This window comes from Streptomyces sp. NPDC002577 (assembly GCF_053594815.1).
In genome coordinates this window covers 429605-454230 of the sequence record NZ_JBSFWK010000001.1, presented here as the reverse complement: position 1 = coordinate 454230, position 24626 = coordinate 429605, and the positions used below count along the sequence as shown (strand labels likewise).

Below are 24626 nucleotides of genomic sequence, written 5' to 3'. Positions count from 1 at the left end.
GGTCTACAGGGTTCCGATCCAGTTGGTGAGCAGCTGTGCGCCGGCGTCGCCGGACTTCTCGGGGTGGAACTGCGTGGCCCACAGGGCACCGTTCTCGACGGCCGCCACGAACGGCTTGCCGTGCGTGGTCCAGGTGACGAGCGGGGCGCGCATGGCCGGGTTCGCGGTCTCCATGGACCAGTCGTGCACGGCGTAGGAGTGCACGAAGTAGAACCGGGCGTCAGGATCGACGTCCTTGAACAGTTCCGTGCCGGCCGGGGCCTCGACCGTGTTCCACCCCATGTGCGGGACGATCTCGGCCTGGAGCGGCTCGACCGAGCCGGGCCACTCGTCGAGGCCCTCGGTCTCGACACCGTGCTCGATGCCGCGCGCGAACAGGATCTGCATGCCGACGCAGATACCCATGACCGGGCGGCCGCCGGAGAGGCGCCGGTCGATGATCCAGTCGCCGCGGGCCTCCTTGAGGCCCTGCATGCACGCGGCGAAGGCGCCGACGCCCGGGACGAGCAGTCCGTCGGCGTTCATGGCCTTGTCGAAGTCACGCGTTATCTCGACCTCGGCGCCGGTGCGGGCGAGGGCGCGCTCGGCGGACCGGACGTTCCCGAAGCCGTAGTCGAAGACGACCACGCGTTTTGCCGGGGTACTCAATTCCACACCTCCAGCCGGAGGACGCCCGCCACGAGACACATCGCGGCACCGATGGAAAGCAGCGTGATGAGGCTCTTGGGCATCTGCTGCTTGACGAAGGAGTAGATGCCGCCGAGAAGGAAGAGCCCGACCAAGATCAGGACAGTGGAGAGACCGTTCATGGCTTTACTGCACCCTTCCGTTCGCTTCTCCGCCCGCGCGGCGCAGAGGTGCGGCTTTCGCGGTCGTCTGCGGACCGGTGGCCGCGCGTGCGTCGCTCACAGTGCGCCCTTCGTCGACGGAAGGATGCCGGCCGCGCGCGGGTCACGCTCCGAGGCGTAACGCAGCGCCCGTGCCAGGGCCTTGAACTGGCACTCCACGATGTGGTGCGCGTTGCGCCCGTACGGCACGTGGACGTGCAGGGCGATCTGCGCCTGGGCGACGAAGGACTCGAGGATGTGCCGGGTCATCGTCGTGTCGTACTCGCCGATCATCGGCGCCATCTTCTCGGGCTCGGTGTGCACGAGGTACGGGCGGCCGGAGAGGTCGACCGTGACCTGGGCGAGCGACTCGTCCAGCGGGACCGTGCAGTTGCCGAAGCGGTAGATGCCCACCTTGTCGCCGAGCGCCTGCTTGAAGGCGGCGCCGAGCGCGAGGGCGGTGTCCTCGATGGTGTGGTGCGAGTCGATGTGCAGGTCGCCGTCGGTCTTCACGGTCAGGTCGAACAGACCGTGGCGGCCGAGCTGGTCGAGCATGTGGTCGTAGAAGCCGACGCCGGTCTTGATGTCGGTCTTCCCGGTGCCGTCGAGGTCGATCTCGACGAGGACCGAGGTCTCCTTGGTCGTCCGTTCCACGCGTCCTAGGCGGCTCATGCGCTCTGCTCCTTCTTCAGTTCACGTACCGCGTCGAGGAACGCGTCGTTCTCTTCGGGGGTGCCCGCGGTGACCCGCAGCCAGCCCGGTACTCCGTTGTCCCGGACCAGGACGCCCCGGTCGAGGATCTTCTGCCAGACCTTGTGCGCGTCCTCGAAGCGCCCGAACTGCACGAAGTTCGCGTCGGACTCGGTGACCTCGTAGCCCATGGACCGCAGCTCGGCGACCAGCCGGTCCCGCTCCGCCTTCAGCTGCTCGACGTACTTCAGCAGCGTGTCGGTGTGCTCCAGGGCCGCCAGCGCGGTCGCCTGCGCGACGGCCGACAGGTGGTACGGCAGCCGTACGAGCTGGACCGCGTCCACGACCGCCGGGTGCGCGGCGAGATAGCCGAGGCGCAGACCCGCCGCGCCGAACGCCTTCGACATCGTGCGCGAGACGACGAGATTCGGCCGTCCTTCGAGCAGCGGCAGCAGCGAGTCGCCGTGGCTGAACTCGATGTACGCCTCGTCCACGACCACCATCGACGGCTTGGCCGCCTGCGCGGCCTCGTACAGCGCGAGGACCGTCTCGCGCGGGACCGCGTTGCCCGTGGGGTTGTTGGGGGTCGTGATGAAGACGACGTCCGGCCGGTTCTCGGCGATGGCCTTCTCGGCGGCGGCGAGGTCGATCGTGAAGTCCTCGTTCCGCGGGCCCGAGATCCAGCCCGTGCCGGTGCCGCGCGCGATGAGCGCGTGCATCGAGTACGACGGCTCGAAGCCGATCGCCGTGCGGCCCGGTCCGCCGAAGGTCTGCAGCAGCTGCTGGATGACCTCGTTGGAGCCGTTGGCGGCCCAGACGTTGGCGAGGCCCACCTCGTGGCCGGAGGTGTCCGTCAGGTACTTGGCGAGCTGCGTGCGCAGCTCGACGGCGTCCCGGTCCGGGTAGCGGTTGAGGTCCCGGGCCGCCTCGCGCACCCGCTCGGTGATCCGCTCGACCAGCGGCTCGGGCAGCGGGTACGGGTTCTCGTTGGTGTTCAGCCGTACGGGGACGTCCAGCTGGGGCGCGCCGTAGGGGGACTTGCCGCGCAGCTCGTCGCGTACGGGGAGATCGTCGATGCCGGTCACTTGCTCAGTCACTTGCTCTCAGGGACCTTCCATCCGAACCTCGCCTTGACCGCCGCGCCGTGCGCGGGCAGGTCCTCCGCCTCCGCCAGCGTCACCACGTGATGCGCGACCTCGGCCAGCGCGTCCTTCGTGTAGTCGACGATGTGGATGCCGCGCAGGAAGGACTGGACGGACAGGCCCGAGGAGTGGCAGGCGCAGCCGCCGGTGGGCAGGACGTGGTTGGAGCCGGCCGCATAGTCGCCCAGCGAGACCGGCGCCCAGGGGCCGATGAAGATCGCGCCCGCGTTCCTCACCCGGTCGGCGACGGCGGTCGCGTCGGCCGTCTGGATCTCCAGGTGCTCGGCGCCGTAGGCATCGACCACCCGCAGGCCCTCGTCGACGCCGTCGACGAGCACGATCGCGGACTGCTTGCCCTCGAGGGCCGGGACGATCCGGTCGTCGATGTGCTTGGTGGCCGCGACCTGCGGCTCCAGCTCCTTCTCCACCGCGTCCGCCAGTTCGACGGAGTCGGTGACGAGGACGGCGGCCGCGAGCGGGTCGTGCTCGGCCTGGCTGATCAGGTCGGCGGCGACGTGCACCGGGTCGGCCGTGGAGTCCGCGAGGATCGCGATCTCGGTCGGGCCGGCCTCGGCGTCGATGCCGATCTTGCCGGTGTAGTAGCGCTTGGCGGCGGCGACCCAGATGTTGCCGGGGCCGGTGACCATGTTGACGGGCGGGCAGGACTCGGTGCCGTGCGCGAACATCGCGACGGCGGTGGCGCCGCCGGCCGCGTACACCTCGTCGACGCCGAGCAGCGCGCACGCGGCGAGGATCGTCGGGTGCGGCAGGCCGCCGAAGTCGGCCTGCGCCGGGGAGGCGAGCGCGATCGACTCGACGCCGGCCTCCTGCGCCGGTACGACGTTCATGACCACGGAGGACGGGTAGACCGACCGGCCGCCGGGGGCGTAGAGCCCCACCCGCTCGACCGGCACCCACTTCTCGGTCACCGAGCCGCCGGGCACGACCTGCGTGGTGTGCGTCGTACGGCGCTGCTCGCGGTGGACGAGCCGGGCGCGGCGGATGGACTCCTCCAGGGCCGCGCGTACCGCCGGGTCGAGCTGCTCCAGCGCGTCGCTGATCGCCTGGGCCGGGACCCGTACGGATTCCAGACGTACACCGTCGAATTTCTCGGCGAAGTCGATCAGCGCCGCGTCGCCACGATGATGCACGGCCTCGCAGATCGGACGCACCTTCTCGAGGGCGGCCTGAACGTCGAAGTCGGCTCGGGGCAGCAGGTCGCGCAGGGCGGGACCCTCGGGGAGGGCGTCGCCGCGCAGATCGATTCGGGAGATCACATGGCCAATTCTCTCAGACCCGCACTGGCGCCCGGACGTCTGTATCAGTGTCTGATACGCAGTGTCCGCGTCCCCTGATGCAGATGATCCGCGGTCGGCGACCACGTACGGCGGTATCCGGTGGCCACAGCCTCCCCGCGCGCCACACGAAATCGCCACTCCGTGCGTTCAGCAGGTCACTCAGCGGGCATGACCGGTTGTACGAACCCACGAGTAGGTGTGGCGTGGGGCATACGGGGAGGAAGAAGAGACGTGGTCGACACCGCGGGCACGGGCGAGCCGCCCGAGGGGCTGACAGAGGTCGAGAGCGGGATGTGGCAGGCGTTCCGCAGCGGTACGGCGTACGACCTCAGCAGCGGCGACCGGGCGGTGGACGATCCGCACGGCGGGCACTCATGGGGCCCGGAGCGCAGTGTGCGGGCGCGCATCGTGTGCTGGCTGCTGCTCGACGGGCCGCCCGCGCTGGCCGGCCGGGTCTCCGCGCTGAAGCTCGTCGGGGTGCGGATCACGGACCTCCTCGATCTCGCGGGCGGCACGGTCGTCCCGTACGTCGAGCTGAAGGCGTGCCGGTTCGAGAAGGAGATCCTGCTGCCGGAGGCCCGGTTCACCACGGTCCGGCTGGTCGACTGCTCGATTCCCCGGCTGGAGGCGGCCCGCGTGCACACGGAGGGCGATCTGCATCTGCCGCGGTGCCGGTTCCTGGGCGGGATACGGCTCACGGACGCCCACATCGGCACGGACCTGCTGCTCAACCAGGCGGTCGTGCACCAGGACAGGCGCGGGCGCTCGATCATGGCGGACGGGCTGGCCGTGGGCCAGGACCTGCAGGCCGAGATGTTGCAGGCGCACGGCGAGGTGAGCCTGCGCGGCGCGAAGGTCGGCGTCTCGCTGAGCCTGCGCGGCAGCCGTCTGGCCAACCCCGAGGGCCGCCGGGCGCTGAACGCCCCCCAGCTGACCGTGGAGCGCACGCTCTACCTGACCCCGGCGGGTCTCGGCAATCCGGTGCTGACCAGCGGCACGACGCCGGCACGCGGCACCCGGGTCCAGCACTTCGAATGCCTGGGCGGGATCCGGCTGGACGACGGGCGGTTCGGCGACGCCGTCGACCTGGAGCAGGCGCAGTTCGTCATGGAGGACGACCAGGAGCTGTCGCTGCGCCGCATACAGACGCCCGAGCTGCGCTTCCTCGGCCGGCGGCCGGAGCGCGGGCGGGTGGTGCTGTCGGGGGCGCGGATCGTCAACCTCGTGGACATGGCGGCGAGTTGGCCCGGCCCCGGCGGCCTCGCGATGGGCGGCTTCGCGTACGAGAACCTGGTGCCGCGCCGCAGCTTCCCGCTCGCCCGCAGGCTGGACTGGGTGGCCGCGGCCACCCCCGAGTACAGCCCTGAGCCGTACGAGCGGCTGGCGGCCGTGCTGCGCAACAGCGGTGAGGACGCCGACGCCCGGGAGGTGCTGCTCGCCAAGCAGCGCCGCCGCCGCGAGACGCTGCCGCTCGCGGGGAAGCTGTGGGGATACGTGCAGGACTGGGCGGTCGCCTACGGGTACCGCCCGGGCCGGGCCGCCGTGTGGATGACCGTGCTGTGGGCGGTGAGCGCCGTGGCGTTCTCGCACGCCGACCACCCGCCCCTCAAGGGCGGCGGGGAGCATCCCGATTGGAACGCCTCGCTGTTCGCGCTGGATCTGCTGCTGCCCGTCATCGACCTCGGCCAGGACGGCTACTGGCGACTGCACGGCGTCTGGCAGTGGGCCGCGGCCGGGCTGATCCTCGCGGGCTGGATCCTGGCGACGACCGTGGCGGCGGGAGCGACGCGACTGCTGCGCAGAAGCTGAACCTTTACCTGGCACACAGGCAACCATGGTCCCCTGTCAGCCGTCTTTTCACCGCAACCATCAATCGAGAAACCCCGACGGCGAGCGACCAGGTCCGCGAGAGCGGGGCGCGCTCAGGCGCAAAGGAGGGTGTGCCCGCCATGGCCCTGCTGAGTGCCCTGCTCCGCGCCGCCCGGATGGCCCGGCACACCCCGCGTCTCGCCGCCGGTCTGCCCCCGGACGACGAGGTGCTCCTCGACGCGCCCGACGACCGCCTCGCGCCCGCCCTCGTCGCCGCGGGGCGGGGCGAGTACGACCTGGCCGCCAAGGTCCTCGCCGCCACCCGCGAGTCCGCCGAGTGGGAGAACCGCGACCGGTACGTGATGCGTCTCGCGGGCTTCACGCAGTCCCGCCCGGAGTGGTTCGCGTACTGGCAGTTCGCCGCCCCGCACGACCCGGACGCCCTGCTGGTGAAGGCGCAGCTGGCCGTCGTCCGCGGCTGGGAGTCCCCGGCCCGCGCCGAGCTGCTGCGCGAGGTGAGCCCGCTGATCGCGGCGGCCGCGGACGGCGACCCCCGCGACCCGGTGCCCTGGCGCATCGCCCTGGACCACGCCCGCGGCACCAACGCGCCGCACACCGTCTTCGAGGAGCTGTGGGCCGAGGCGGTGCGCCGCTCGCCGCACCACTACGGCTGCCATGTGGCGGCCCTCAAGTACCTGTCTGCCGCCTGGTACGGCTCGCACCGCGAGTGCTTCGACTTCGCCGAGCGGGCCGCCCAGGACGCGCTGCCCGGCTCTCTGGTGCAGGCGCTTCCGGTGCGCGCCGCCTTCGCGTATCTGACGAGTGATCCGGCCGGCGGGCCGGCCGGTTTCGCCGGGCTCGTGCCGCGCGAGCGACTCGACGCGGCCGCCGACCTCGCGATCGCCCTGTCGTACGAGTACACGGCCGCCGACCCGTGGCCGGCGGAGGTCCGCAACCTCCTCATCTACGTCCTCGTCCGCCTCGAGCGCTGGGCCGACGCCCTGGAGCAGCTGCGGCTGACCGGGCCGTACGCGACCTCGTTCCCCTGGGACCGGGTCTCGGACGATCCGCTGGGCCAGTTCCTGGAGCTGCGCGACGGCGTCCGCATAGAGGTCGCCTCGGCCACGCCGCTGCGGGCCCGCCGGACGCCCGAGGAGACCGGCCGCCACTGACCTGCGGAGACCATCAGCCTTCGGCGGCCATTAGTCTTTAACGTCGTGACCACCGTCCGGCTCCCGCTCTTCCCATTGAACTCGGTGCTGTTCCCGGGGCTCGTCCTGCCCCTGAACATCTTCGAGGAGCGCTATCGCGCCATGATGCGCGAGCTGCTCAAGACACCCGAAGGCGAACCGCGCAGGTTCGCCGTCGTCGCGATCCGCGACGGCCACGAGGTGGCACCCAGCGCGCCCGGCCTGCCCGACCAGACAGCCCTGCCGGAGCGCGGCCCGGCCGCGGGCTTCGGCGACGACCCGGTGAAGGCGTTCCACGGCGTGGGCTGTATCGCGGACGCGGCGACCATACGGGAGCGCGAGGACGGCACCTTCGAGGTGCTGGCGACCGGCACCACCCGGGTCCGGCTGCGCTCCGTCGACGCCTCCGGGGCGTTTCTGACCGCGGAACTCGAAGAGCTGCCGGAGGAGCCGGGCGACGAGGCCGGCGCCCTGGCCGACGGAGTCCTGCGCGCCTTCCGCACGTACCAGAAGCGGCTGGCCGGGGCGCGCGAGCGGACGCTGTCGACGGGCGCGGAGCTGCCGGACGAGCCGTCGGTCGTCTCCTACCTGGTGGCCGCGGCCACGATGCTGGACACCCCGACGAAGCAGCGGCTGCTGCAGGCACCGGACACGTCGTCGCGGCTGCGTGACGAGTTGAAGCTGCTGCGCGCCGAGACGGCGATCATCCGTCATCTGCCGTCGCTGCCCGCGACCGAGCTGACCCGGGCGCCGACCAGCCTCAACTGACCGACGACACAGATCCCGACTGCCGCAGGGGAGAAGCGAGAAGCCGGATGGCGAAGAAGTCGAAGAAGCAGAACCAGTCCGGGGGCACTCCTGCGACCGTGGCCCTCACCGCCGCGGGCACGTCGTTCACGGTGCATGCCTACGAGCACGACCCGGCGCACCCCTCGTACGGCGAGGAGGCGGCCGAGGCCATGGGGGTGTCGCCGGACCGGGTGTTCAAGACGCTCGTCGCCGACGTCGACGGCGAACTCACGGTCGCCGTCGTGCCGGTCTCCGGATCGCTCGACCTCAAGGCGCTGGCGTCGGCGGTGTCCGGCAAGCGCGCGGCGATGGCCGACCCCGCCGCCGCGGAGCGCACCACCGGCTATGTGCTCGGCGGCATCTCACCCCTCGGCCAGCGCAAGAAGCTGCGTACCGTACTCGACGCGTCCGCGGAGAAGCACGAGACGATCTGCGTCTCGGCGGGCCGCCGAGGCCTGGAGATCGAACTGGCCCCGGCCGACCTGACGACGTTGACGGACGCGGTGGTGGCTCCGATCGGCCGGACGTAAACCGGGCAGGCAGTGCCGCCTCACGCCGGCGGCTGACCCCCGTACGGCCCGGGATACGGCTCGGGGTCGCGCGGCCCGAACAGGGCCGTGAGCCCGAGATGCACGGCCATGGCCGCAACAGGCCAGGCGAGCAGGGCGCCCGTGGCATTCAGCTTCAGCGGCGCGTCGAACGTGACGCCCTTCCCGACCGCCTTGGCATGCGCCACCACGTCCTGAGTCGGCCCGAGCCACACACCGAGCCGCCAGGCCAGCACCGACCCGAGCAGCCCACCCAAAGCGAGGCCGACGACCAGCGGGACGCCGCCACGCCTGCGTATCAGGAAGGCGACGAGCCCGCTGACCGCGCCGAAGGCGAGGGCCAGAAGGGTGAACGTGCCGTCGACGCCGATGGCCTGTTCGCCCTCGGTGTCCTTCAGATACACGGCGCTGGCGTCCGCGACCAGCGGGACGCGCGGTGCCAGCCAGAGCCACAGCAGTCCCAGCAGGACACCGCAGACCGCCACCGCGACCGTGATCACGGCGGCCTGCCGCACTTCGGTCTTCATGCCGGGGCCGTCCTCGTCGTATGCGTACGAGACAGGAGGCACCGCACCGCCTCCGGCAGGCGGGGACTGCCAGGCGTTGTGCGCGGGCGGTTGATGCGGCGGTGGTGTCAGCGGTGCGGTCACCCTGACATCGTGCCAGTCCGCGGCGCGGGACGCGTCACCGGACGGCTGCCCGGCGGTAGGCCATGGTGGCCACGGTCAGTGACACGACGCCGACGGCGGCGCACACGGCGAGGTCGAGGAGCACGGCCGCCCAGTCCGGGTGGGTGCCGAAGGTACGTGCGAAGGCCTCCACGCCGTAGGTGGAGGGCAGCAGGTCACGCGCGTACTGCACGACGGACGGCAGCCGGTCCGGCGGCAGCACGCCGAGCAGCAGCGCCGCGGACATGCCCAGCTGGCCGAGCAGAGTGGCGAGCTCGGGCCGCGGGGCGAGCAGGCCCAGGGCGGCGCCGAGCCCGGCGAGGGCGGCGCCCGCGAGCGGGATCACCGCGACCAGCACCCACAGGTGCGCGAGCGGCAGCTGGAAGAGCGTGCAGCCCACGACGGCCGTGACGATCGTGCCGGGCACGGTGAAGGAGGCGTACGCGGCCGCGGCGCCGAGCACGACGGCGGCGGGCGGCACCGGCAGCGTGGCGTAGTGGTCGAGCCCGCCGTCCGCCCTGAGCTGCCCGAAGTACTGGGCGAGCAGGTTCAGCGCGACGAAGGCGACGACCAGGACGGACGACCCGGCCACGACGGCCCGCGCCTCTCCCCCGCCGTCGACGACACCCCGCATCAGGATCATGATCCCGATGGACTGGAACGTGGCGACGAACAGCAGCGGGATCCGGGCCACCCGCGCCCGGGAGAGCTGCGCCTTGTATACGGCCGAGAGCGAGGGGAGCAGGCGGGCGCGGGGGGCGAGCACGGCGGCACCGTGGACGGCCTCGCCGCCGCCTGTGCCACCACCGCCCGCGTGGACGGGGGCCTCCATGGGCACGGCACTCATCGCACACCACTCCTCACGACTTCACCAGGCCCTGCGCGCTGTTCTCGCTGCCTCCGAGGGCGAGGTAGACGTCCTCCAGGCTCGGTGTGGCGAGCGTGAAGTCGTCGAGGGCCGCGAAGGCGGCGCCGCCGGTGACCGCGGCGACCGCGGCACGGGCCTCGTCCGGGGCCAGGCGCAGCGCCCAGCGGCGGCCGGACTCGACGGCGGAGCCTCGCAGCGCGGCGACCTCCGGCACGTCGAGCGGCGCCTGCTCGCGCCACACGAGCTCCACCCGTACCTCCCCGGCGACCTTCTCCTTCAGCCCGACAGGGGTGTCGCAGGCGATGACGCGGCCGCGGTCGAGGACCGCGACCCGGTCGAGGACCGTTTCGGCCTCGATGACGTTGTGGGTGACGAGCACTACGGTCGCGCCATGCTCGGCACGGCGCCGGTCGACGGCGGTCCACACGGCGCGGCGTGCCACGGGGTCCATGCCGGTCGTCGGCTCGTCGAGAACGAGGAGGGGGCGCTCGCCGACGAGCGCGGCGGCGAAGCAGGCGAGGCGGCGCTGTCCTCCGGAGAGTTTCTTCAGCGGCCGGCCGGCGATCGGGCCGAGGCCGAGCTCGTCCAGTACGGCGTCCCGCTCCGCGCGCGCACGCCGGGCATCGAGTCCGCGCAGGCGCCCGGTGGTCTCGGCGGCGAGCGCCACGGTCAGCTCGTCCAGGGCGGTGGACTCCTGCCCGAGGTAGGCGAGGATCCGCGCCGCGCGCTCGGGATGCCGCACGATGTCGTGCCCGAGGATGCCGATGCTTCCGGCGTCGGGCCGCATCAGTCCGGTCAGCTGGCGTACGAGGGTGGACTTGCCGGCGCCGTTCGGCCCGAGCAGCCCGAAGATCTCACCGCGCCTGATCTCGAGGTCGACGCCGTCGGTGGCCCGCACCTCGGGCGTACCGGGCGCCCCTCGCCGCCCGCGCGTCGCGCGATACGTCTTCACCAGGCCGCGCACGGCGCACACGACATCGATGCCGTGTCCTGACGGTGCGGTGCGCGTATTCACGAAGGACGAGCCTACGTGGTCGAAGGCCCAGCGGTTGCGCCGGGGCCCGTCCCGCCGCCGCCTGTGCCCACCCCCGGGCAACCCCGTACCGGGGCACCCGGAGATCAGTCCCCGGCAGGGGCATGCTCCGCCGCGGTCCGCGCATCCACCTCCCGCCAGAACCCCGCCCGAATCGCATACCGATCATGCTCATCGATCTGGTCGTCCTTATGCGCGAGCAGCCCGAACCGCGCCGCGTACCGCAGCAGCTCCCCGTCGATGCGGTGCGGAATCCGCGGATACATGGTGGACAGCCGCTGCAGATGCCCCTGGTCCGGCAGCCGCTCCATCCAGCGGCGGGCGAAGACCTCCCCCACCTCGTACGGGTCGCCGCCCACCGTCGTGATGTCCTCCTCGCGGTCGGCCCACCCCTGCTCGGCGGTCGTGAGCTGGGCCAGCGTCGGCAGCGAGGCGGCCTCCGCGGGCTCGGCGATGCCGGTGCGGTCGACCCAGCCCTTGTCGGACGACCACCGCAGCGTCGCGCTCGCGGGATGCTGCGCCGCCTGCGTGCCAGGGCCGCGCAGGGCGGCCAGGTCCTTCGGCGTGGGAACCCCCTTGGCGGTCGCGGGGCCGCGTTCGCCCGTCCCGTTGCCCGTAGGGGCAACCGGCGGATGCTGCACACCGGACGGCTCGCCGTCAGGCCGCTCGGCCGCGGCGAGCGCGGACTCGGGCAGCGGCGCGGAGAGGATCGCGGCGATCTCGGGGCGCGGTGCGGGCGGCGTCGCGCAGATCCCGCCGAGCTCCTTGGCCCGTACGGCCTTGGTGATCCAGGCCCGGTCGAGGACGCGCCGCTCGTCGGCCTCGGCGACCAGGTCCTCGGACTGGTTGTAGTCGCTGCCCGCGGCCTGCACGGCCCACAGGTGCACGGCGACCCCGTGCTCCTTGGCCGCCATCATGCCGGGCAGCAGATCGCCGTCGCCGGTCACGAGCACCACATCGGAGCAGGCCCGGTTGCGCGCCAGTTCGGTGAGCTCGGCGTGCATCGCGGCGTCGACGCCCTTCTGCGCCCAGCGGCCGTCGCTGCGGGTCAGGGCGCCGAGCCGGACGGTCACCCGCGACATCACGCGCAGCCTGCGGTGCTCGGGTTGCGGTACGCGGTCGGGGGCTCCGTCGAACCAGTAGATGCGCAGCAGCGGCCGCTCCGTGTCCGACTCGGCGCGTTCGCGCAGCCCCTGGATGAGTGCGGCGTGATCGACGGTGATCCGGGACCGGGACGGTTCCCCGGCGAGGAGACTCGCAGCGGCCCCCAGCAGATATCCGGCGTCCACCAGGACGACGCAGCGGTCCACGCGATCCACCCTCTTTCCCTGGGCATTTCCTCGAGGTTTCCCTCAAGGGTCTTCGGAGGCCCGCAATTACCGACGTACCGACGAGTGCGGGTGTGCTTCGGGTTTCCTTCGAGTCTGCCCGACCATACGGGTGTTAACGGCCCGAACTCGATCTTCGGCGTGGCGTATCGACGGATTGGTTCGCCGCATCCCTTATCACGCACGGTAATTCTCTGAAATGCGCTGCTTGTCATCGTATGTGAATCTGGTCCCGGCCCTGGCCCCTAATCCCCACAGGAGGCATCACCATGGCCAAGAACAAGAACCGCAAGCAGGGTGCCCAGCAGGGTCGCGCTTCGCAGACCGAGCACGCGGCGCAGGAGGCGAAATCGGTCGCGACCGAAGCGCACTCGGAGATACCCCAGGGCAACCCTGCTGATGTTGCCCGTAAGCAGCAGCGTCGCTTCGGCCACAACTGACGCCTTTCCGTAAGGCTCGAGCGGCCGCAGGTACGCCACGAGGGGCGCACCCAAAGGCGGGTGCGCCCCTCTTGCTTGTCTCATTGCTCCTGCTGTCTCATCGCTCCGGCGCCGACGCGCCTCGGCTCAGCCGGCCAGGCAGGACGGGCCGAGCAGCACCTTCAAGTCGCCGAAGAGCGCGGGGTCCGGCTGGACCCGGTGCCGGTCGAGGCGCAGCACGGTCGTCTTACGGGCACCCTGGAGCTTGATCCGCACCTCGCTGTTGCCCTTGTGGTGGCTGAGGATCTCGCCGAGGCGGCTGACCATCGGCGGGGTCACGCGCGTGGTCGGAATGGTGATGACCACCGGGGCGTTGGCGCCCGCGTTGGACAGGTCGGGGACCATCAGCTCCATCGCGACCAGCCGCGGCACGTCCTCTCGCTTGTCGAGCCGGCCCTTGACGAACACCACCGCGTCCTCGACGAGTTGGGTCGACACCAGCTGGTACGTGGCCGGGAAGAACATGCACTCGATGGAGCCCGCCAGGTCCTCCACGGTCGCGATCGCCCACGCGTTGCCCTGCTTGGTCATCTTGCGCTGCAGGCCGGAGATGATGCCGCCGATGGTGACCACGGCACCGTCCGCGTGCTCGCCGCCGGTGAGCTGGGCGATGGCCGCGTCGGTCTTGTCGGACAGGACGTGCTCGATGCCGAAGAGCGGGTGGTCGGAGACATAGAGGCCGAGCATCTCGCGCTCCTGGGCGAGCAGGTACGCCTTGTCCCACTCGTCCTCGGAGAAGGTGACGTCGAGGCCGAACCCCGGCTCGTCGCCGCCCTCGTCCATGCCGCCGAAGAGGTCGAACTGCCCCTCGGCCTCCTTGCGTTTGACCGCCACCACGTTGTCGATCATCGGCTCGTACTGCGCGGTGAGGCCCTTGCGGGTGTGCCCCATCGTGTCGAACGCGCCCGCCTTGATGAGCGATTCGGTGGTGCGCTTGTTGCAGACGACCGCCTCGACCTTGTCGAGGTAGTCGGGGAACGAGGCGTACTTCCCCTTGGCCTTGCGGCAGCGGATGATCGACTCGACCACGTTGGTGCCGACGTTGCGCACCGCGGAGAGGCCGAAGAGGATCACGTCGTCGCCCTGCGCGGCGAAGTTGTGCTCGGACTCGTTCACATCGGGCGGCAGCACCTTGATGCCCATGCGGCGGCACTCGTTGAGATAGACGGCCGACTTGTCCTTGTCGTCCTTGACGGAGGTCAGCAGCGCGGCCATGTACTCGGCCGGGTAGTTCGCCTTCAGGTACGCGGTCCAGTACGAGACCAGTCCGTACGCCGCGGAGTGCGCCTTGTTGAAGGCGTAGCCGGCGAAGGGGACCAGCACGTCCCACAGGGCCTGGATGGCCTCGTCGCTGTAGCCGTTCTTCTGGGCGCCGGCCTGGAAGATGGTGAAGTTCTTGGCCAGTTCGTCGGGCTTCTTCTTGCCCATCACGCGGCGCAGGATGTCGGCCTCGCCGAGCGAGTAGCCGGCGATGATCTGGGCGGCCTTCTGCACCTGCTCCTGGTAGACGATCAGGCCGTAGGTGACGGCCAGGACCTCCTCGAGGGGCTCCTCCAGCTCCTTGTGGATCGGGGTGATCTCCTGGAGCTTGTTCTTGCGCAGGGCATAGTTGGTGTGCGAGTCCATGCCCATCGGGCCCGGACGGTAGAGCGCGGAGACGGCGGAGATGTCCTCGAAGTTGTCGGGCTTCATCAGGCGCAGCAGCGAGCGCATGGGGCCGCCGTCGAACTGGAAGACGCCGAGGGTGTCGCCGCGCTGGAGCAGCTCGAACGTCGTCGGATCGTCGAGCGGAAGGCTCAGCAGATCGATGTCGATGTCCTTGTTGGACTTCACCATCTTGACGGCGTCGTCCATGATCGTGAGGTTCCGCAGGCCCAGGAAGTCCATCTTCAGCAGGCCCAGCGACTCACAGCTCGGGTAGTCCCACTGTGTGATCGTCACGCCGTCCGTGTGCCGCACCCACACGGGGACATGGTCGGTAATGGTCTCGCTGGACATGATCACGCCGGCCGCGTGCACACCCATCTGCCGGACCAGGCCCTCGACGCCCTTGGCGGTGTCGATGACCTTCTTCACATCCGGCTCGTTCTCGTACATCCCGCGGATCTCGCCCGCCTCGCTGTAGCGCGGGTGCGAGGGGTCGGTGATGCCGTTGAGGTCGATGCCCTTGCCGAGGACGTCGGCGGGCATCGCCTTGGTGAGACGGTCGCCCATGGCGTACGGGTAGCCCAGCACGCGTGCGGAGTCCTTGATCGCGTTCTTGGCCTTGATCTTGCCGTAGGTGCCGATCATGGCGACCTTGTCGGCGCCGTACTTCTCGGTCACATACCTGATGACTTCGACGCGCCGACGCTCGTCGAAGTCGATGTCGACGTCGGGCATGGAGACGCGCTCGGGGTTCAGGAACCGCTCGAAGATCAGGCCGTGCGGGATCGGGTCGAGGTCGGTGATGCCCATGGCGTAGGCGACGATCGAACCGGCCGCGGAACCTCGCCCGGGGCCGACGGCGATGCCCTGGTTCTTCGCCCACATGATGAAGTCGGCAACCACGAGGAAGTAGCCCGGGAACCCCATCTGGATGATGACGTCCATCTCGTACTCGACCTGCTTCTGGCGGTCCTCGGGGATGCCGCCGGGGAAGCGGCGCTCCATGCCGCGGCGGACCTCCTCCTTGAACCAGGTGACCTCGGTGTAGCCCTCGGGGATGTCGAACTTCGGCATGAGGTTCTTGGCCTCGAACATGCCGGTGGTGTCGATCTGTTCGGCCACCAGGAGCGTGTTGCGGCAGCCCTCCTGCCAGGCGTCCGAGGAGTCGATGGCGTACATCTCGTCCGTGGACTTCAGGTAGTAGCCGGTGCCGTCGAACTTGAAGCGGTCCGGGTCCGAGAGGTTCTTGCCGGTCTGGATGCACAGCAGGGCGTCGTGGGCGCCCGCCTCGTGCGCGTACGTGTAGTGCGAGTCGTTGGTGACCAGCGGCGGGATGCCGAGCTTCTTGCCGATGTCCAGGAGGCCGTCGCGGACCCGGTGCTCGATGTCGATGCCGTGGTCCATCAGCTCCAGGAAGTAGCGGTCCTTGCCGAAGATGTCCTGGTAGTCGGCGGCCGCCTTCAGTGCCTCGTCGTACTGGCCGAGGCGCAGCCGGGTCTGCAGCTCACCGGAGGGGCAGCCGGTGGAGGCGATCAGGCCCTGGGACCACTGGGCGATGGTCTCCTTGTCCATCCGGGGCCACTTCTGCAGCCAGCCCTCGGCGTACGCGTCGGAGGAGAGGCGGAAGAGGTTGTGCAGGCCCGTCGCGTCGGCCGCCCAGATCGTCTTGTGCGTGTAGCCGCCGGAACCGGAGACGTCGTCCCGCTTCTGGTGCGGCTGGCCCCACTGGATCTTGCGCTTGTTGCGCCGCGACTCGGGGGCGACATATGCCTCGATCCCGATGATCGGGGTGACTCCGGCCTTCTTCGCGGAGTGGAAGAAGTCGTACGCTCCGTGGAGGTTGCCGTGGTCGGACATGGCGATGTGCGTCATGCCCATCTCGTTGCACGCGTTGAACATGTCCTTGAGCCGCGCCGCACCGTCCAGCAGCGAGTACTGGGTGTGCACGTGCAGGTGCGTGAACGGCGGCTTCGACACGGTCTGGCCTCCAGGGGCAAGGATCGACGACAGTCGGGGACAGCCTCGAAGTCTATGCCCGGGCACCGACAGGCGAGGGCACTCCACGGACCCCGGCGGCGCGCTCGCGCGGCGCGGGCGGAGTACCGAGCGCTCCCGGCGTGGCACGCGCGCGTACCACCTCCGGACACACACCGGCCACGCCCGCGTACCGCCGCAGTGACCAAAGGCCGGGCACTGACGCGTACTGTCGTCCGTTGGAAGGGGACGGAACGCCGTCCCAGACACCACGCACACCAGCCGTACCAGGAGGCACCCAGCGATGTCGGTCCCGCAGCCCAGCGCCGAGCAGCGCGGCGACGAGATCCTTGCCGTCTTCGAGACCGCCTTCGGCGAGCTGCTGGCCGCCGATCCCGCGGCGTTCCGCGTGAAGTTCCGGAAGATGGCGGCGTCCGCCTTCGCCTTCTACCGGGGCACGGCCGGCCTCTTCTACCACGACCTGGAGGCCGAGCGGCACGGCGGACCGTACCTGGACGACCGCACCGCGCGCGTGTGGATCCACGGCGATCTGCACGCGGAGAACTTCGGCACCTACATGGACTCCACGGGCCGCCTGATCTTCAACGTCAACGACTTCGACGAGGCCTATGTGGGCCCGTTCACCTGGGACCTCAAGCGCCTGGCCGCATCGCTGGCGCTGATCGGGTACGCGAAGGCGCTGAGCGACGAGCAGATCACCGAGCTGGTGCGGGTCTTCGCGGCGGCGTACCGCGAGCGCATCCGCGCTCTGGCGACCGGCGCCAAGAGCGACGAGGTGCCGCCGTTCACGCTGGACACCGCCGAGGGCCCGCTCCTCGACGCGCTGCGCGACGCCCGCTCTCTGACGCGGTTCGGGCTGCTCGACTCGATGACCGAGATCCGTGACTTCGAGCGCCGCTTCGCGCCGGGCGGCGGCTCCATCGAGCTGGACGCGGCCACCCGCTACAAGGTCCTCGCGGCCTTCGACGGCTACCTGGAGACGCTGCCGGAAACCTCGCTGGCCCGCCCCGACTCGTACCGCGTGAAGGACGTCGTCGGCCGCCGCGGCATCGGCATCGGCTCCGCGGGCCTGCCGTCGTACAACATCCTGCTCGAGGGCCACAGCGACGCCCTCGAGAACGACGTGGTGATCTACATCAAGCAGGCCCAGACCCCGGCCGTGTCCCGGCACATCACCGACGCGGCGATCCGGGACTACTTCCAGCACGAGGGCCACCGCACGGTGATCTCGCAGCGCGCCCTGCAGGCGCACGCCGACCCGTGGCTCGGCTGGACCGAGCTGGACGGCTCGGGGCAACTGGTCGCCGAGGTCTCGCCGTACGCGGTCGACCTGGACTGGGGTGACATCGACGACCCGGAGGAGATCGCCGCCGTGGTCGCCGACCTGGGCCGGGCCACCGCCACCATGCACTCGGCCGCCGACGACCAGTCCGGCGAGTCACTGGTCCCCTTCTCCACGGAGCGCGCCATCGACGCCGCGATCGCGGCCGACGAGGACGGCTTCGGCGAGCTGCTCGTGGAGTTCGCGCACAGCTACGGGGCACGCGCGCGTGCGGACCACCAGATCTTCGTGGACCTGTTCCGCAACGGGCGGATTCCGGGGCTGTAGCCGTCCCTGCAGTCGTCTCCGCAGTCGCCTCTGCAGCCGTCGGGATTCTCACAGGGACTCTTTAGGGGTCGCTTATCAGTTCCCATGGCACACTCCTCGGCGATACTGCATTCCATGGGGGCGACCCTGGCACCCAGCCCGAAAGAGAATTCGTGGGCATATCCGAGACAGCACCCAGAGCCGTGCGCGCGGCGGTCTTCACGACACTCGTCGTGATGCTCTCCGTCGCGTCGCACGTCCTGCTGTCCCGGACCCCTCTGCCGCTGGCCACCATCGCCGTCATCGCCGCCGCCGTCTTCGCCGTCGCCTATGCGCTCGCGGGCCGCGAGCGCGGGTACGGGCGGATCGCCGCGCTGCTGATCCCGCTGGAGCTGACCGCCGACACGGTGTTCACCGCGGGCCAGCATGTCTGCTACGGCATGGCAGGCGGCCCGGTCGCGGGCCCGCTGCGCTCGGTCGGCATCGACGTACTGTGCGGCGGCGGCGCTGTGGGCACCCCGCTGGCGCAGGTGGCGGGCGGGGACACCGGCCGGGCCGCGGCGCTGCTGGCGCACGCCGACCCGGCCACCGCGTGGCTGCTGCTCGGCGCCCACGTCGGCGTCGGTCTGCTCGCTGCCGCGTGGCTGCGGCGCGGCGAGCGGGCGCTCGCGCAGCTGCTGCGGGCGGTGGCGGCGTCGACGTTCCGGCCACTGCTGATCGCGGTCGCCGCCGTGACGGCGCGTCCGGCACCGGCGCGCCACCGGGCTCGGCCCGCGCGCCGGGTGCGTAGCGCACGCACGCGCCTGCTGGTGCACTCCGTGGGACGACGCGGACCGCCGCGCTCGCCTGCCTTCGCCTGACCAGAGCGGTCAAGAGCAGAGCGGCAGGTCCCCTCGGTCCCCGCGTACGACACGACGTACGCAGTCACGCCATCACGTCAGAACGTCATGAACACGGAGAAACACCCACCATGAGCAAGAGGAACAGCCAGCAGGCGAAGACGGCGGCCCGCGAGCGGCTGCGCGAGGAGCGCGAGCGGCAGGCCAAGAAGGCCAAGGTGAAGCGGCAGCTCATCGTCGCCGGCTCGGCCGTCGGCGTCCTCGCGATAGCCGCCGGCGCCGGCTACTTCATCGTGCAGGCCAACAAGCCCTCCTACTGGGAGGCCGCAAAGGACGACAAGCTGGTCAAGCCGGCGAACACGTCCGGCACGAACGGCACGACCGTGATCATCGGCAAGGACACGGCGACGAAGACCCTCAAGCTGTACGAGGACCCGCGCTGCCCCGTATGCGCCAGCTTCGAGCAGACCGTCGGCTCGACGGTGCGCAAGGACGTCGAGGACGGCAAGTACAAGATCCAGTACATAGGCGCCACGTTCCTCGACCGCAACCTCCAGGGCGAGGGCTCGAAGAACGCGCTCAGCGCGCTCGGCGCCGCCCTCAACGTGAGCCCGGAAGCCTTCCTGGACTACAAGAGCGCGCTCTACTCGGCGAAGTACCACCCCGAGGAGACCGAGGACAAGTTCAAGGACGACTCCTACCTGATCAAGGTCGCGAACACCGTGCCCGCCCTCAAGAACAACACGGCGTTCCAGAAGGACGTGAAGGACGGCACCTTCGACAAGTGGGCGCTGGACGAGTCGGAGCTGTTCGACAAGAACAAGGACGGGGTCACGGGAACGCCGGGCCTGGTGATGGACGGCAAGAAGCTCACGGGCTCCGACGGCCAGAACGCGCCGATGACCGTCGCCGACTTCAACACGGCGATCGACAACGCGCTCAAGGCCTGATCGGCCGGCCCTCTGCGGCCGGACCTCTGCGGCCGCACTCGGGCGGAAATCCGGTTGCCGGCCCGGTTGGTGAGCGAAATACGCCGTAAGCACGGCGGAAGAGCGGGCGAACTTTTCGAGTTCGCCCGCTCTGCGTTCGTACCGGTCAGTAATCTGATCGGCCGTGACCAGACGACTCAGCTCTCCGGATTCCCCCAACTCCCGCGCCCCGCGCCGCCGTACGGTCGTCAAGGCTGCGGCCGCCACGGCCGCGCTCGCCCCGTTCGTCGCGGCCCCTCAGGCCCAGGCCGCGGACGGTCCCGCGTTTCTGCACGGCGTGGCCTCCGGCGACCCGCTGCCCGACGGCGTCCTGCTGTGGACCCGGGTGACCCCCGTTCCCGAGGCCGTGCCCGGATCCGGCGAGGGCCCGGACACCGAGGTGAGCTGGGAGATAGCCGAGGACAAGGGGTTCACCACGGTGGTAGGCCGGGGCGCGACCATCGCGAAGGCCGGCTCCGACCACACAGTCAAGGCCGATGTAAGGGGCTTGCACCCTGCAAGCGTCTATTACTTCCGCTTCAGCGCGGGCGACGCCGTCTCCCCCGTGGGCCGTACGCGCACCGCACCCGCGTACGACGCCGACGCGTCCGGCGTCCGGTTCGGGGTGGTGTCCTGCGCCAACTGGGAGGCGGGCTGGTTCTCCGCGTACCGCCATCTCGCGGGCCGCGCCGACCTGGACGCGGTGCTGCATCTCGGCGACTACATCTACGAGTACAAGACGGGCGAGTACCCGGCGGCCGAGTACACCGTCCGCACGCACGAGCCGCAGCACGAGATCATCACGCTCGCCGACTACCGCACCCGGCACGGGAAGTACAAGACCGACCCCGATCTGCAGTCCCTGCACGCCGCGCACACCGTCATCGCGATCTGGGACGACCACGAGTTCGCCAACGACGCCTGGTCGGGCGGCGCCGAGAACCACACGCCGGACACCGAGGGCGACTGGGCCGTACGGCAGGCCGCCGCCAAGCAGGCGTACTTCGAGTGGATGCCGGTGCGCCCCTCCACGGCGGGCACCGTCTACCGCAGGCTCCGCTACGGCAAGCTGGCCGATCTCCATCTGCTCGACCTGCGCTCGTTCCGCTCCGAGCAGTCGACGATCGGCAACGGCGACGTGGACGACCCGGACCGTACGATCACCGGCCGCGCCCAGCTCGACTGGCTGAAGTCGGGCCTGGCGGCGTCGGACGCCTCCTGGAGGCTGGTCGGCACATCGGTGATGATCTCGCCCGTCGCCTTCGGCGCGCTGCCGGCCGATCTGCTCGGCCCGCTGGCGGAGCTGCTCGGCCTGCCCAAGGAGGGCCTCGCGATCAACGTCGACCAGTGGGACGGCTACACGGACGACCGCAGGGAGCTCATCGCGCATCTGCGGGACAACGGCATCACCAACACCGTCTTCCTGACCGGCGACATCCACATGGCATGGGCGAACGACCTGCCGGTGAAGGCGTCGACGTACCCCCTGTCCGCGTCCGCGGCCACGGAGTTCGTGGTGACCTCCGTGACCTCCGACAACCTCGACGACATCCTGCATGTCGCCCCGAACACGGTGTCGCTGGTAGCGGAGGCCGCGATCAAGGCGGCCAACCGCCATGTGAAGTGGCTGGACATGGACGCCCATGGCTACGGAGTCCTCGACGTCACCTCCGACCGCTCCCAGATGGACTACTACGTGATCTCCGACCGCACCGATCCCAAGGCGACCGCGTCCTGGGAGCGTTCGTACCGCACGCTCAGCGGTACGCAGAAGGTGGAGCGGGTCTACGCGCCGGTGTTCTGATCGCCGGGGCCGCTTCTGTCGACCTGCCGACCGATCAGATCCGGCCAAGACCACGTCTGTTAAGGACAGGTCACACCGCTACGGCGGGTGGTGCGCTCCGTGTTCCGAATGCGGACACACCACCCGCCCCGGTTACGCCGATCGTTACGCGCACATCTCAAACTACGGGACGAGGTCGGAGTTTTCTCCCCGTAGATCCGATTCGCCCGCCGAGCGATTGGGCCAGATCGATCCTCTGCGCTCCTGGCATGAGCACGTAATCTCCCCCGGACGGCGAGGAAGACCTCCTCGCCCGCGTCCGCGAGGAGTCAGTCACCATGCGTGCTCTTGCCCATATATCGCCGCGTCTGCGCAGGCGCTTCATCGGTACGGCAGTCATGGCCGGAACCCTGGCCCTGGCCCCGCTCTCCACCGCCACGGGGACGGCTGCCGCCGCCAAGGCGCCCTCCGCCGCCGAGAAGTGCGCCGCCGACACCCAGGCCACCGCCCGCAAAGCCAATACGCCGGAAGGCAAGCAGGCCGACGAGCCCAACGAGATCACCGCAGCCAAGGCCAAGGCCATGGACGCGGATCTGCAGCAGAGACTCGAGAAACTGCGCGCGGAGGGCAGTTTCTCCGCCGCAGCGGTCACCACGATCCCGGTGTACTTCCACGTCATCCACGACGGCACCACCGGCAAGCTCACCGCGACCGACATCAGCAGTCAGATCGACGTGCTGAACGCGGCGTACGGCGGACAGGGCACCGGAAACACCGACTCGAGCTTCCAGTTCACGCTGGCCGGCACCGACTACACCGACAACGCCGCCTGGTACAACGGCATCACACCCGGCTCCACCGCCGAGTCGGCCATGAAGTCCGCGCTCCGCGAGGGCGGCGCGAACGCGCTCAACTTCTACACGGCCAACCTGGGCGACGACCTGCTGGGCTGGGCCACCTTCCCGTCCTCGTACAAGTCGCAGCCGTCCGACGACGGTGTGGTCGTGCTCGACACCTCACTGCCCGGCGGCTCGGCCACCAACTACAACGAGGGCGACACCGCAACCCACGAGATCGGCCACTGGCTGGGGCTCTACCACACGTTCCAGGGCGGCTGTAACGGCAAGGGCGACTACGTGTCGGACACCCCTGCCGAGGCGAGCGCGGCCTTCCAGTGCCCGACCGGGCGCGACACCTGCGCCAAGGCGACGGGCGTCGACCCGATCCACAACTTCATGGACTACACCTACGACTCCTGCATGTACCAGTTCACCGCGGGCCAGGTGCAGCGGATGCAGGACAGCTGGGCGGCGTACCGCGCGGCGGGCTGACGAGGGCTGACGCGCGGGCGGGCGGCGCCGGAACCCGGTGACCCGGGGAACGGCTACAGGGTCTCCAGGAACCCCAGCGCCGTCCGCCACGTGGCCTCCGCGGCCTCCGCGTCGTAGTCCGGCAGGCCGGGGTCGGTGTAGAGGTGGCCGGCCCCGGCGTATCGGTAGACCTCGACATCGGCGCCGGTCCTGCGCATCTGCAGGTACCAGGCGCTCAGCCAGTCGTCCGGCTCGAACGGGTCGGGCTCGGCGACGTGCAGCTGGACGGGCAGCTCGTCCACGTGCGCGTTCTCGGCGATGTCGGACGTGCCGTGCAGAAGCAGCAGGCCGCGCGCCTTCTCGTCACCGAGGGCCAGCGTCTGGGCGAGCGCGGCGCCGAGCGAGAACCCCGCGTACACCAGGCCCCGCTCCGAGTAGGGCGCGGCGGCCAGCACGGCGCGCTTCAACAGCTCGTCCTTGCCGATCTCGTCCTTGAAGTCCCTGGCCTCCTCGACGTCGTCGAAGGTGCGGCCCTCGAACAGATCGGGCGTCCACACCTCGTGCCCGGCCTCGCGCAGCCGGTCCGCCGCCGCGCGCACCGCGGGCCGGAGCCCGTACGTCGAGTGAAACAGCATGATGTTCATGGGGCCCATGGTGCCAGCCCCCGCGGCATGTTCAGGGAGCGCCGGAACTGGTTACGTTCGAAGGCATGGAGAACGTACTGCGTCCCCTGATCGTCGTCGGTGGCTCGGTCGTGCTCACACTGCTCGTCGGATGGGCGGTGGACCGGCTGCTGCGCCGTGCCGACGACCGGCACAACGAGACCCCCCTGTGGGGGCTGCTGCGCCGCTGCCGCCTTCCGCTCCAGGTCGTGCTCTGCACGGGGCTGTTGCGGGGGTCGTACGAGCAGGCGGGCATCGCCGAGGACCACGCGGCGGCGATCGGCCGTGTCCTGTCCCTGGTGCTCATCGGCTCCACCGCCTGGCTGGTGATCCGTATCGCGGCGGCGGTGGTCGAGTCCTCGTACGCCCGGTACGCCGCGGCGCGCCGCGACCCCGCGCGGGTCCGCAGGGTGCGTACGCAGGTGACGCTCATCCAGAGAGTCGTCTCCGCCGTGGTCGGCGTGGTGGCGGCCGCCGCGATGCTGCTGACGTTCCCGGCGATGCGGACGGCGGGTGCCTCGCTGCTCGCCTCGGCGGGCATCCTCGGCATCGTCGCCGGTATCGCCGCACAGTCCACGCTGGGCAACCTCTTCGCGGGGCTGCAGATCGCGTTCGGCGACATGGTGCGGCTCGGGGACACGGTCGTCGTGGACGGCGAGTGGGGCACGGTCGACGAGATCACGCTGACGTTCCTGACCGTACGGACCTGGGACGAGCGGCGGATCACGATGCCGGTGTCGTACTTCACGAGCAAGCCGTTCGAGAACTGGTCGCGCGGCGGCGTCCAGATGACGGGCACCGTCTTCTTCCATCTGGACCACCGTGCTCCGGTGCACACGATGCGCGAGAAGCTCGGGGACATCGTGCGCGAATGCCCCGCGTGGGACGGCCGCGACTGGGGCCTGGCGGTGACGGAGACCACGCCCAGCACGATGGTGGTACGGGCGCTGGTCACGGCGAAGGACGCGGACGACGTCTGGACGGTGCGGGTGACGGTGCGCGAACAGCTCATCCGCTGGCTTGCGGAGGAACACCCGTACGCACTGCCACGCATCATCACCGCCCAGGCCTCAACTCCACCGGCGGTCCCACGCCAGGTACGCATGCCGGAGACCGCGCCCACGGACGGGGTGACACCGCGAACGGGGCGGGGGTGAGCGCCCTG

22 protein-coding genes are annotated in these 24626 nt (G+C 70.3%); 11 read left to right on the top strand and 11 right to left on the bottom strand.

What is annotated here, in order from left to right; all coding sequences use genetic code 11:
* Positions 1-3: 3 nt before the first annotated feature.
* The 5 genes from hisH to hisD form a co-directional block, all read right to left on the bottom strand.
* Positions 4-654 carry an imidazole glycerol phosphate synthase subunit HisH gene (hisH, locus tag ACWD4J_RS02065; RefSeq protein ID WP_451393317.1) on the bottom strand — a complete coding sequence of 217 codons (651 nt, stop codon included), beginning with the start codon at positions 652-654 and terminating at the stop codon, positions 4-6.
* Entirely contained in the window at positions 645-809 is a 165-nt protein-coding gene (locus ACWD4J_RS02060) for a hypothetical protein (RefSeq protein WP_451393316.1), read from the bottom strand. The genes hisH and ACWD4J_RS02060 overlap by 10 nt, the downstream gene beginning before the upstream one ends.
* A 96-nt stretch (positions 810-905) precedes the next feature.
* The gene (gene hisB, locus ACWD4J_RS02055; RefSeq protein ID WP_451393315.1) at positions 906-1499 is read right to left on the bottom strand and encodes an imidazoleglycerol-phosphate dehydratase HisB; all 594 of its coding nucleotides are present in this window, start codon (positions 1497-1499) and stop codon (positions 906-908) included.
* Positions 1496-2602 carry a histidinol-phosphate transaminase gene (locus ACWD4J_RS02050; protein WP_451393604.1) on the bottom strand — a complete coding sequence of 369 codons (1107 nt, stop codon included), beginning with the start codon at positions 2600-2602 and terminating at the stop codon, positions 1496-1498. The genes hisB and ACWD4J_RS02050 overlap by 4 nt, the downstream gene beginning before the upstream one ends.
* A gap of 8 nt (positions 2603-2610) precedes the next feature.
* On the bottom strand, positions 2611-3936 hold the full coding sequence (gene hisD / locus ACWD4J_RS02045; protein ID WP_451393314.1) for a histidinol dehydrogenase: 1326 nt from the start codon (positions 3934-3936) through the stop codon (positions 2611-2613).
* Between the two features lie 312 nt (positions 3937-4248).
* On the opposite strand from hisD, the gene ACWD4J_RS02040 reads away from it, so the two are divergent.
* From ACWD4J_RS02040 to ybaK, 4 genes are all read left to right on the top strand, one after another.
* Complete coding sequence (locus ACWD4J_RS02040; protein ID WP_451393603.1) at positions 4249-5766, top strand: oxidoreductase; 1518 nt, start codon at positions 4249-4251, stop codon at positions 5764-5766.
* Between the two features lie 140 nt (positions 5767-5906).
* Complete coding sequence (locus tag ACWD4J_RS02035; protein ID WP_451393313.1) at positions 5907-6938, top strand: hypothetical protein; 1032 nt, start codon at positions 5907-5909, stop codon at positions 6936-6938.
* 45 nt (positions 6939-6983) lie between these two features.
* On the top strand, positions 6984-7724 hold the full coding sequence (locus ACWD4J_RS02030) for an LON peptidase substrate-binding domain-containing protein (protein WP_451393312.1): 741 nt from the start codon (positions 6984-6986) through the stop codon (positions 7722-7724).
* 47 nt (positions 7725-7771) lie between these two features.
* Entirely contained in the window at positions 7772-8275 is a 504-nt protein-coding gene (gene ybaK / locus ACWD4J_RS02025; protein ID WP_451393311.1) for a Cys-tRNA(Pro) deacylase, read from the top strand.
* Positions 8276-8295: 20 nt separating this feature from the next.
* Here ybaK and ACWD4J_RS02020 read toward each other — a convergent pair whose 3' ends face one another.
* The 4 genes from ACWD4J_RS02020 to ACWD4J_RS02005 form a co-directional block, all read right to left on the bottom strand.
* Positions 8296-8943: an AAA family ATPase gene (locus ACWD4J_RS02020; protein ID WP_451393310.1), complete on the bottom strand. Its 648-nt coding sequence runs from the start codon at positions 8941-8943 to the stop codon at positions 8296-8298.
* A gap of 34 nt (positions 8944-8977) precedes the next feature.
* The gene (locus tag ACWD4J_RS02015) at positions 8978-9808 is read right to left on the bottom strand and encodes an ABC transporter permease (protein ID WP_451393309.1); all 831 of its coding nucleotides are present in this window, start codon (positions 9806-9808) and stop codon (positions 8978-8980) included.
* Positions 9809-9821: 13 nt separating this feature from the next.
* Complete coding sequence (locus ACWD4J_RS02010; RefSeq protein WP_451393602.1) at positions 9822-10802, bottom strand: ABC transporter ATP-binding protein; 981 nt, start codon at positions 10800-10802, stop codon at positions 9822-9824.
* Between the two features lie 146 nt (positions 10803-10948).
* Positions 10949-12172, bottom strand: a complete 1224-nt coding sequence (locus ACWD4J_RS02005) for an NYN domain-containing protein (protein ID WP_451393601.1) — start codon at positions 12170-12172, stop codon at positions 10949-10951.
* Positions 12173-12459: 287 nt separating this feature from the next.
* On the opposite strand from ACWD4J_RS02005, the gene ACWD4J_RS02000 reads away from it, so the two are divergent.
* Positions 12460-12630, top strand: a complete 171-nt coding sequence (locus ACWD4J_RS02000) for a hypothetical protein (RefSeq protein ID WP_451393308.1) — start codon at positions 12460-12462, stop codon at positions 12628-12630.
* Positions 12631-12756: 126 nt separating this feature from the next.
* On the opposite strand, the gene dnaE is transcribed toward ACWD4J_RS02000, so the two are convergent.
* Positions 12757-16293 (bottom strand): DNA polymerase III subunit alpha, encoded by a 3537-nt coding sequence (dnaE, locus tag ACWD4J_RS01995; RefSeq protein ID WP_451393307.1) that lies wholly within the window; start codon positions 16291-16293, stop codon positions 12757-12759.
* Between the two features lie 301 nt (positions 16294-16594).
* Here dnaE and ACWD4J_RS01990 point away from each other — a divergent pair, with 301 nt between their 5' ends.
* The 5 genes from ACWD4J_RS01990 to ACWD4J_RS01970 all read left to right on the top strand — a co-directional run bounded on the left by ACWD4J_RS01990 (position 16595) and on the right by ACWD4J_RS01970 (position 22820).
* Entirely contained in the window at positions 16595-17920 is a 1326-nt protein-coding gene (locus ACWD4J_RS01990) for a DUF2252 domain-containing protein (protein ID WP_451393306.1), read from the top strand.
* Between the two features lie 152 nt (positions 17921-18072).
* Positions 18073-18759 (top strand): hypothetical protein, encoded by a 687-nt coding sequence (locus tag ACWD4J_RS01985; protein ID WP_451393305.1) that lies wholly within the window; start codon positions 18073-18075, stop codon positions 18757-18759.
* Positions 18760-18869: 110 nt separating this feature from the next.
* Positions 18870-19688, top strand: coding sequence for a thioredoxin domain-containing protein (locus ACWD4J_RS01980; protein WP_451393304.1), 819 nt, complete (start codon positions 18870-18872; stop codon positions 19686-19688).
* Positions 19689-19851: 163 nt separating this feature from the next.
* Positions 19852-21510: an alkaline phosphatase D family protein gene (locus tag ACWD4J_RS01975; RefSeq protein WP_451393303.1), complete on the top strand. Its 1659-nt coding sequence runs from the start codon at positions 19852-19854 to the stop codon at positions 21508-21510.
* 317 nt (positions 21511-21827) lie between these two features.
* Positions 21828-22820 (top strand): zinc metalloprotease, encoded by a 993-nt coding sequence (locus tag ACWD4J_RS01970; RefSeq protein WP_451393302.1) that lies wholly within the window; start codon positions 21828-21830, stop codon positions 22818-22820.
* Between the two features lie 53 nt (positions 22821-22873).
* Here ACWD4J_RS01970 and ACWD4J_RS01965 read toward each other — a convergent pair whose 3' ends face one another.
* Entirely contained in the window at positions 22874-23443 is a 570-nt protein-coding gene (locus ACWD4J_RS01965) for a dienelactone hydrolase family protein (protein WP_451393301.1), read from the bottom strand.
* A gap of 65 nt (positions 23444-23508) precedes the next feature.
* Here ACWD4J_RS01965 and ACWD4J_RS01960 point away from each other — a divergent pair, with 65 nt between their 5' ends.
* Positions 23509-24618, top strand: coding sequence for a mechanosensitive ion channel family protein (locus tag ACWD4J_RS01960; protein ID WP_451393300.1), 1110 nt, complete (start codon positions 23509-23511; stop codon positions 24616-24618).
* Positions 24619-24626: the final 8 nt, after the last annotated feature.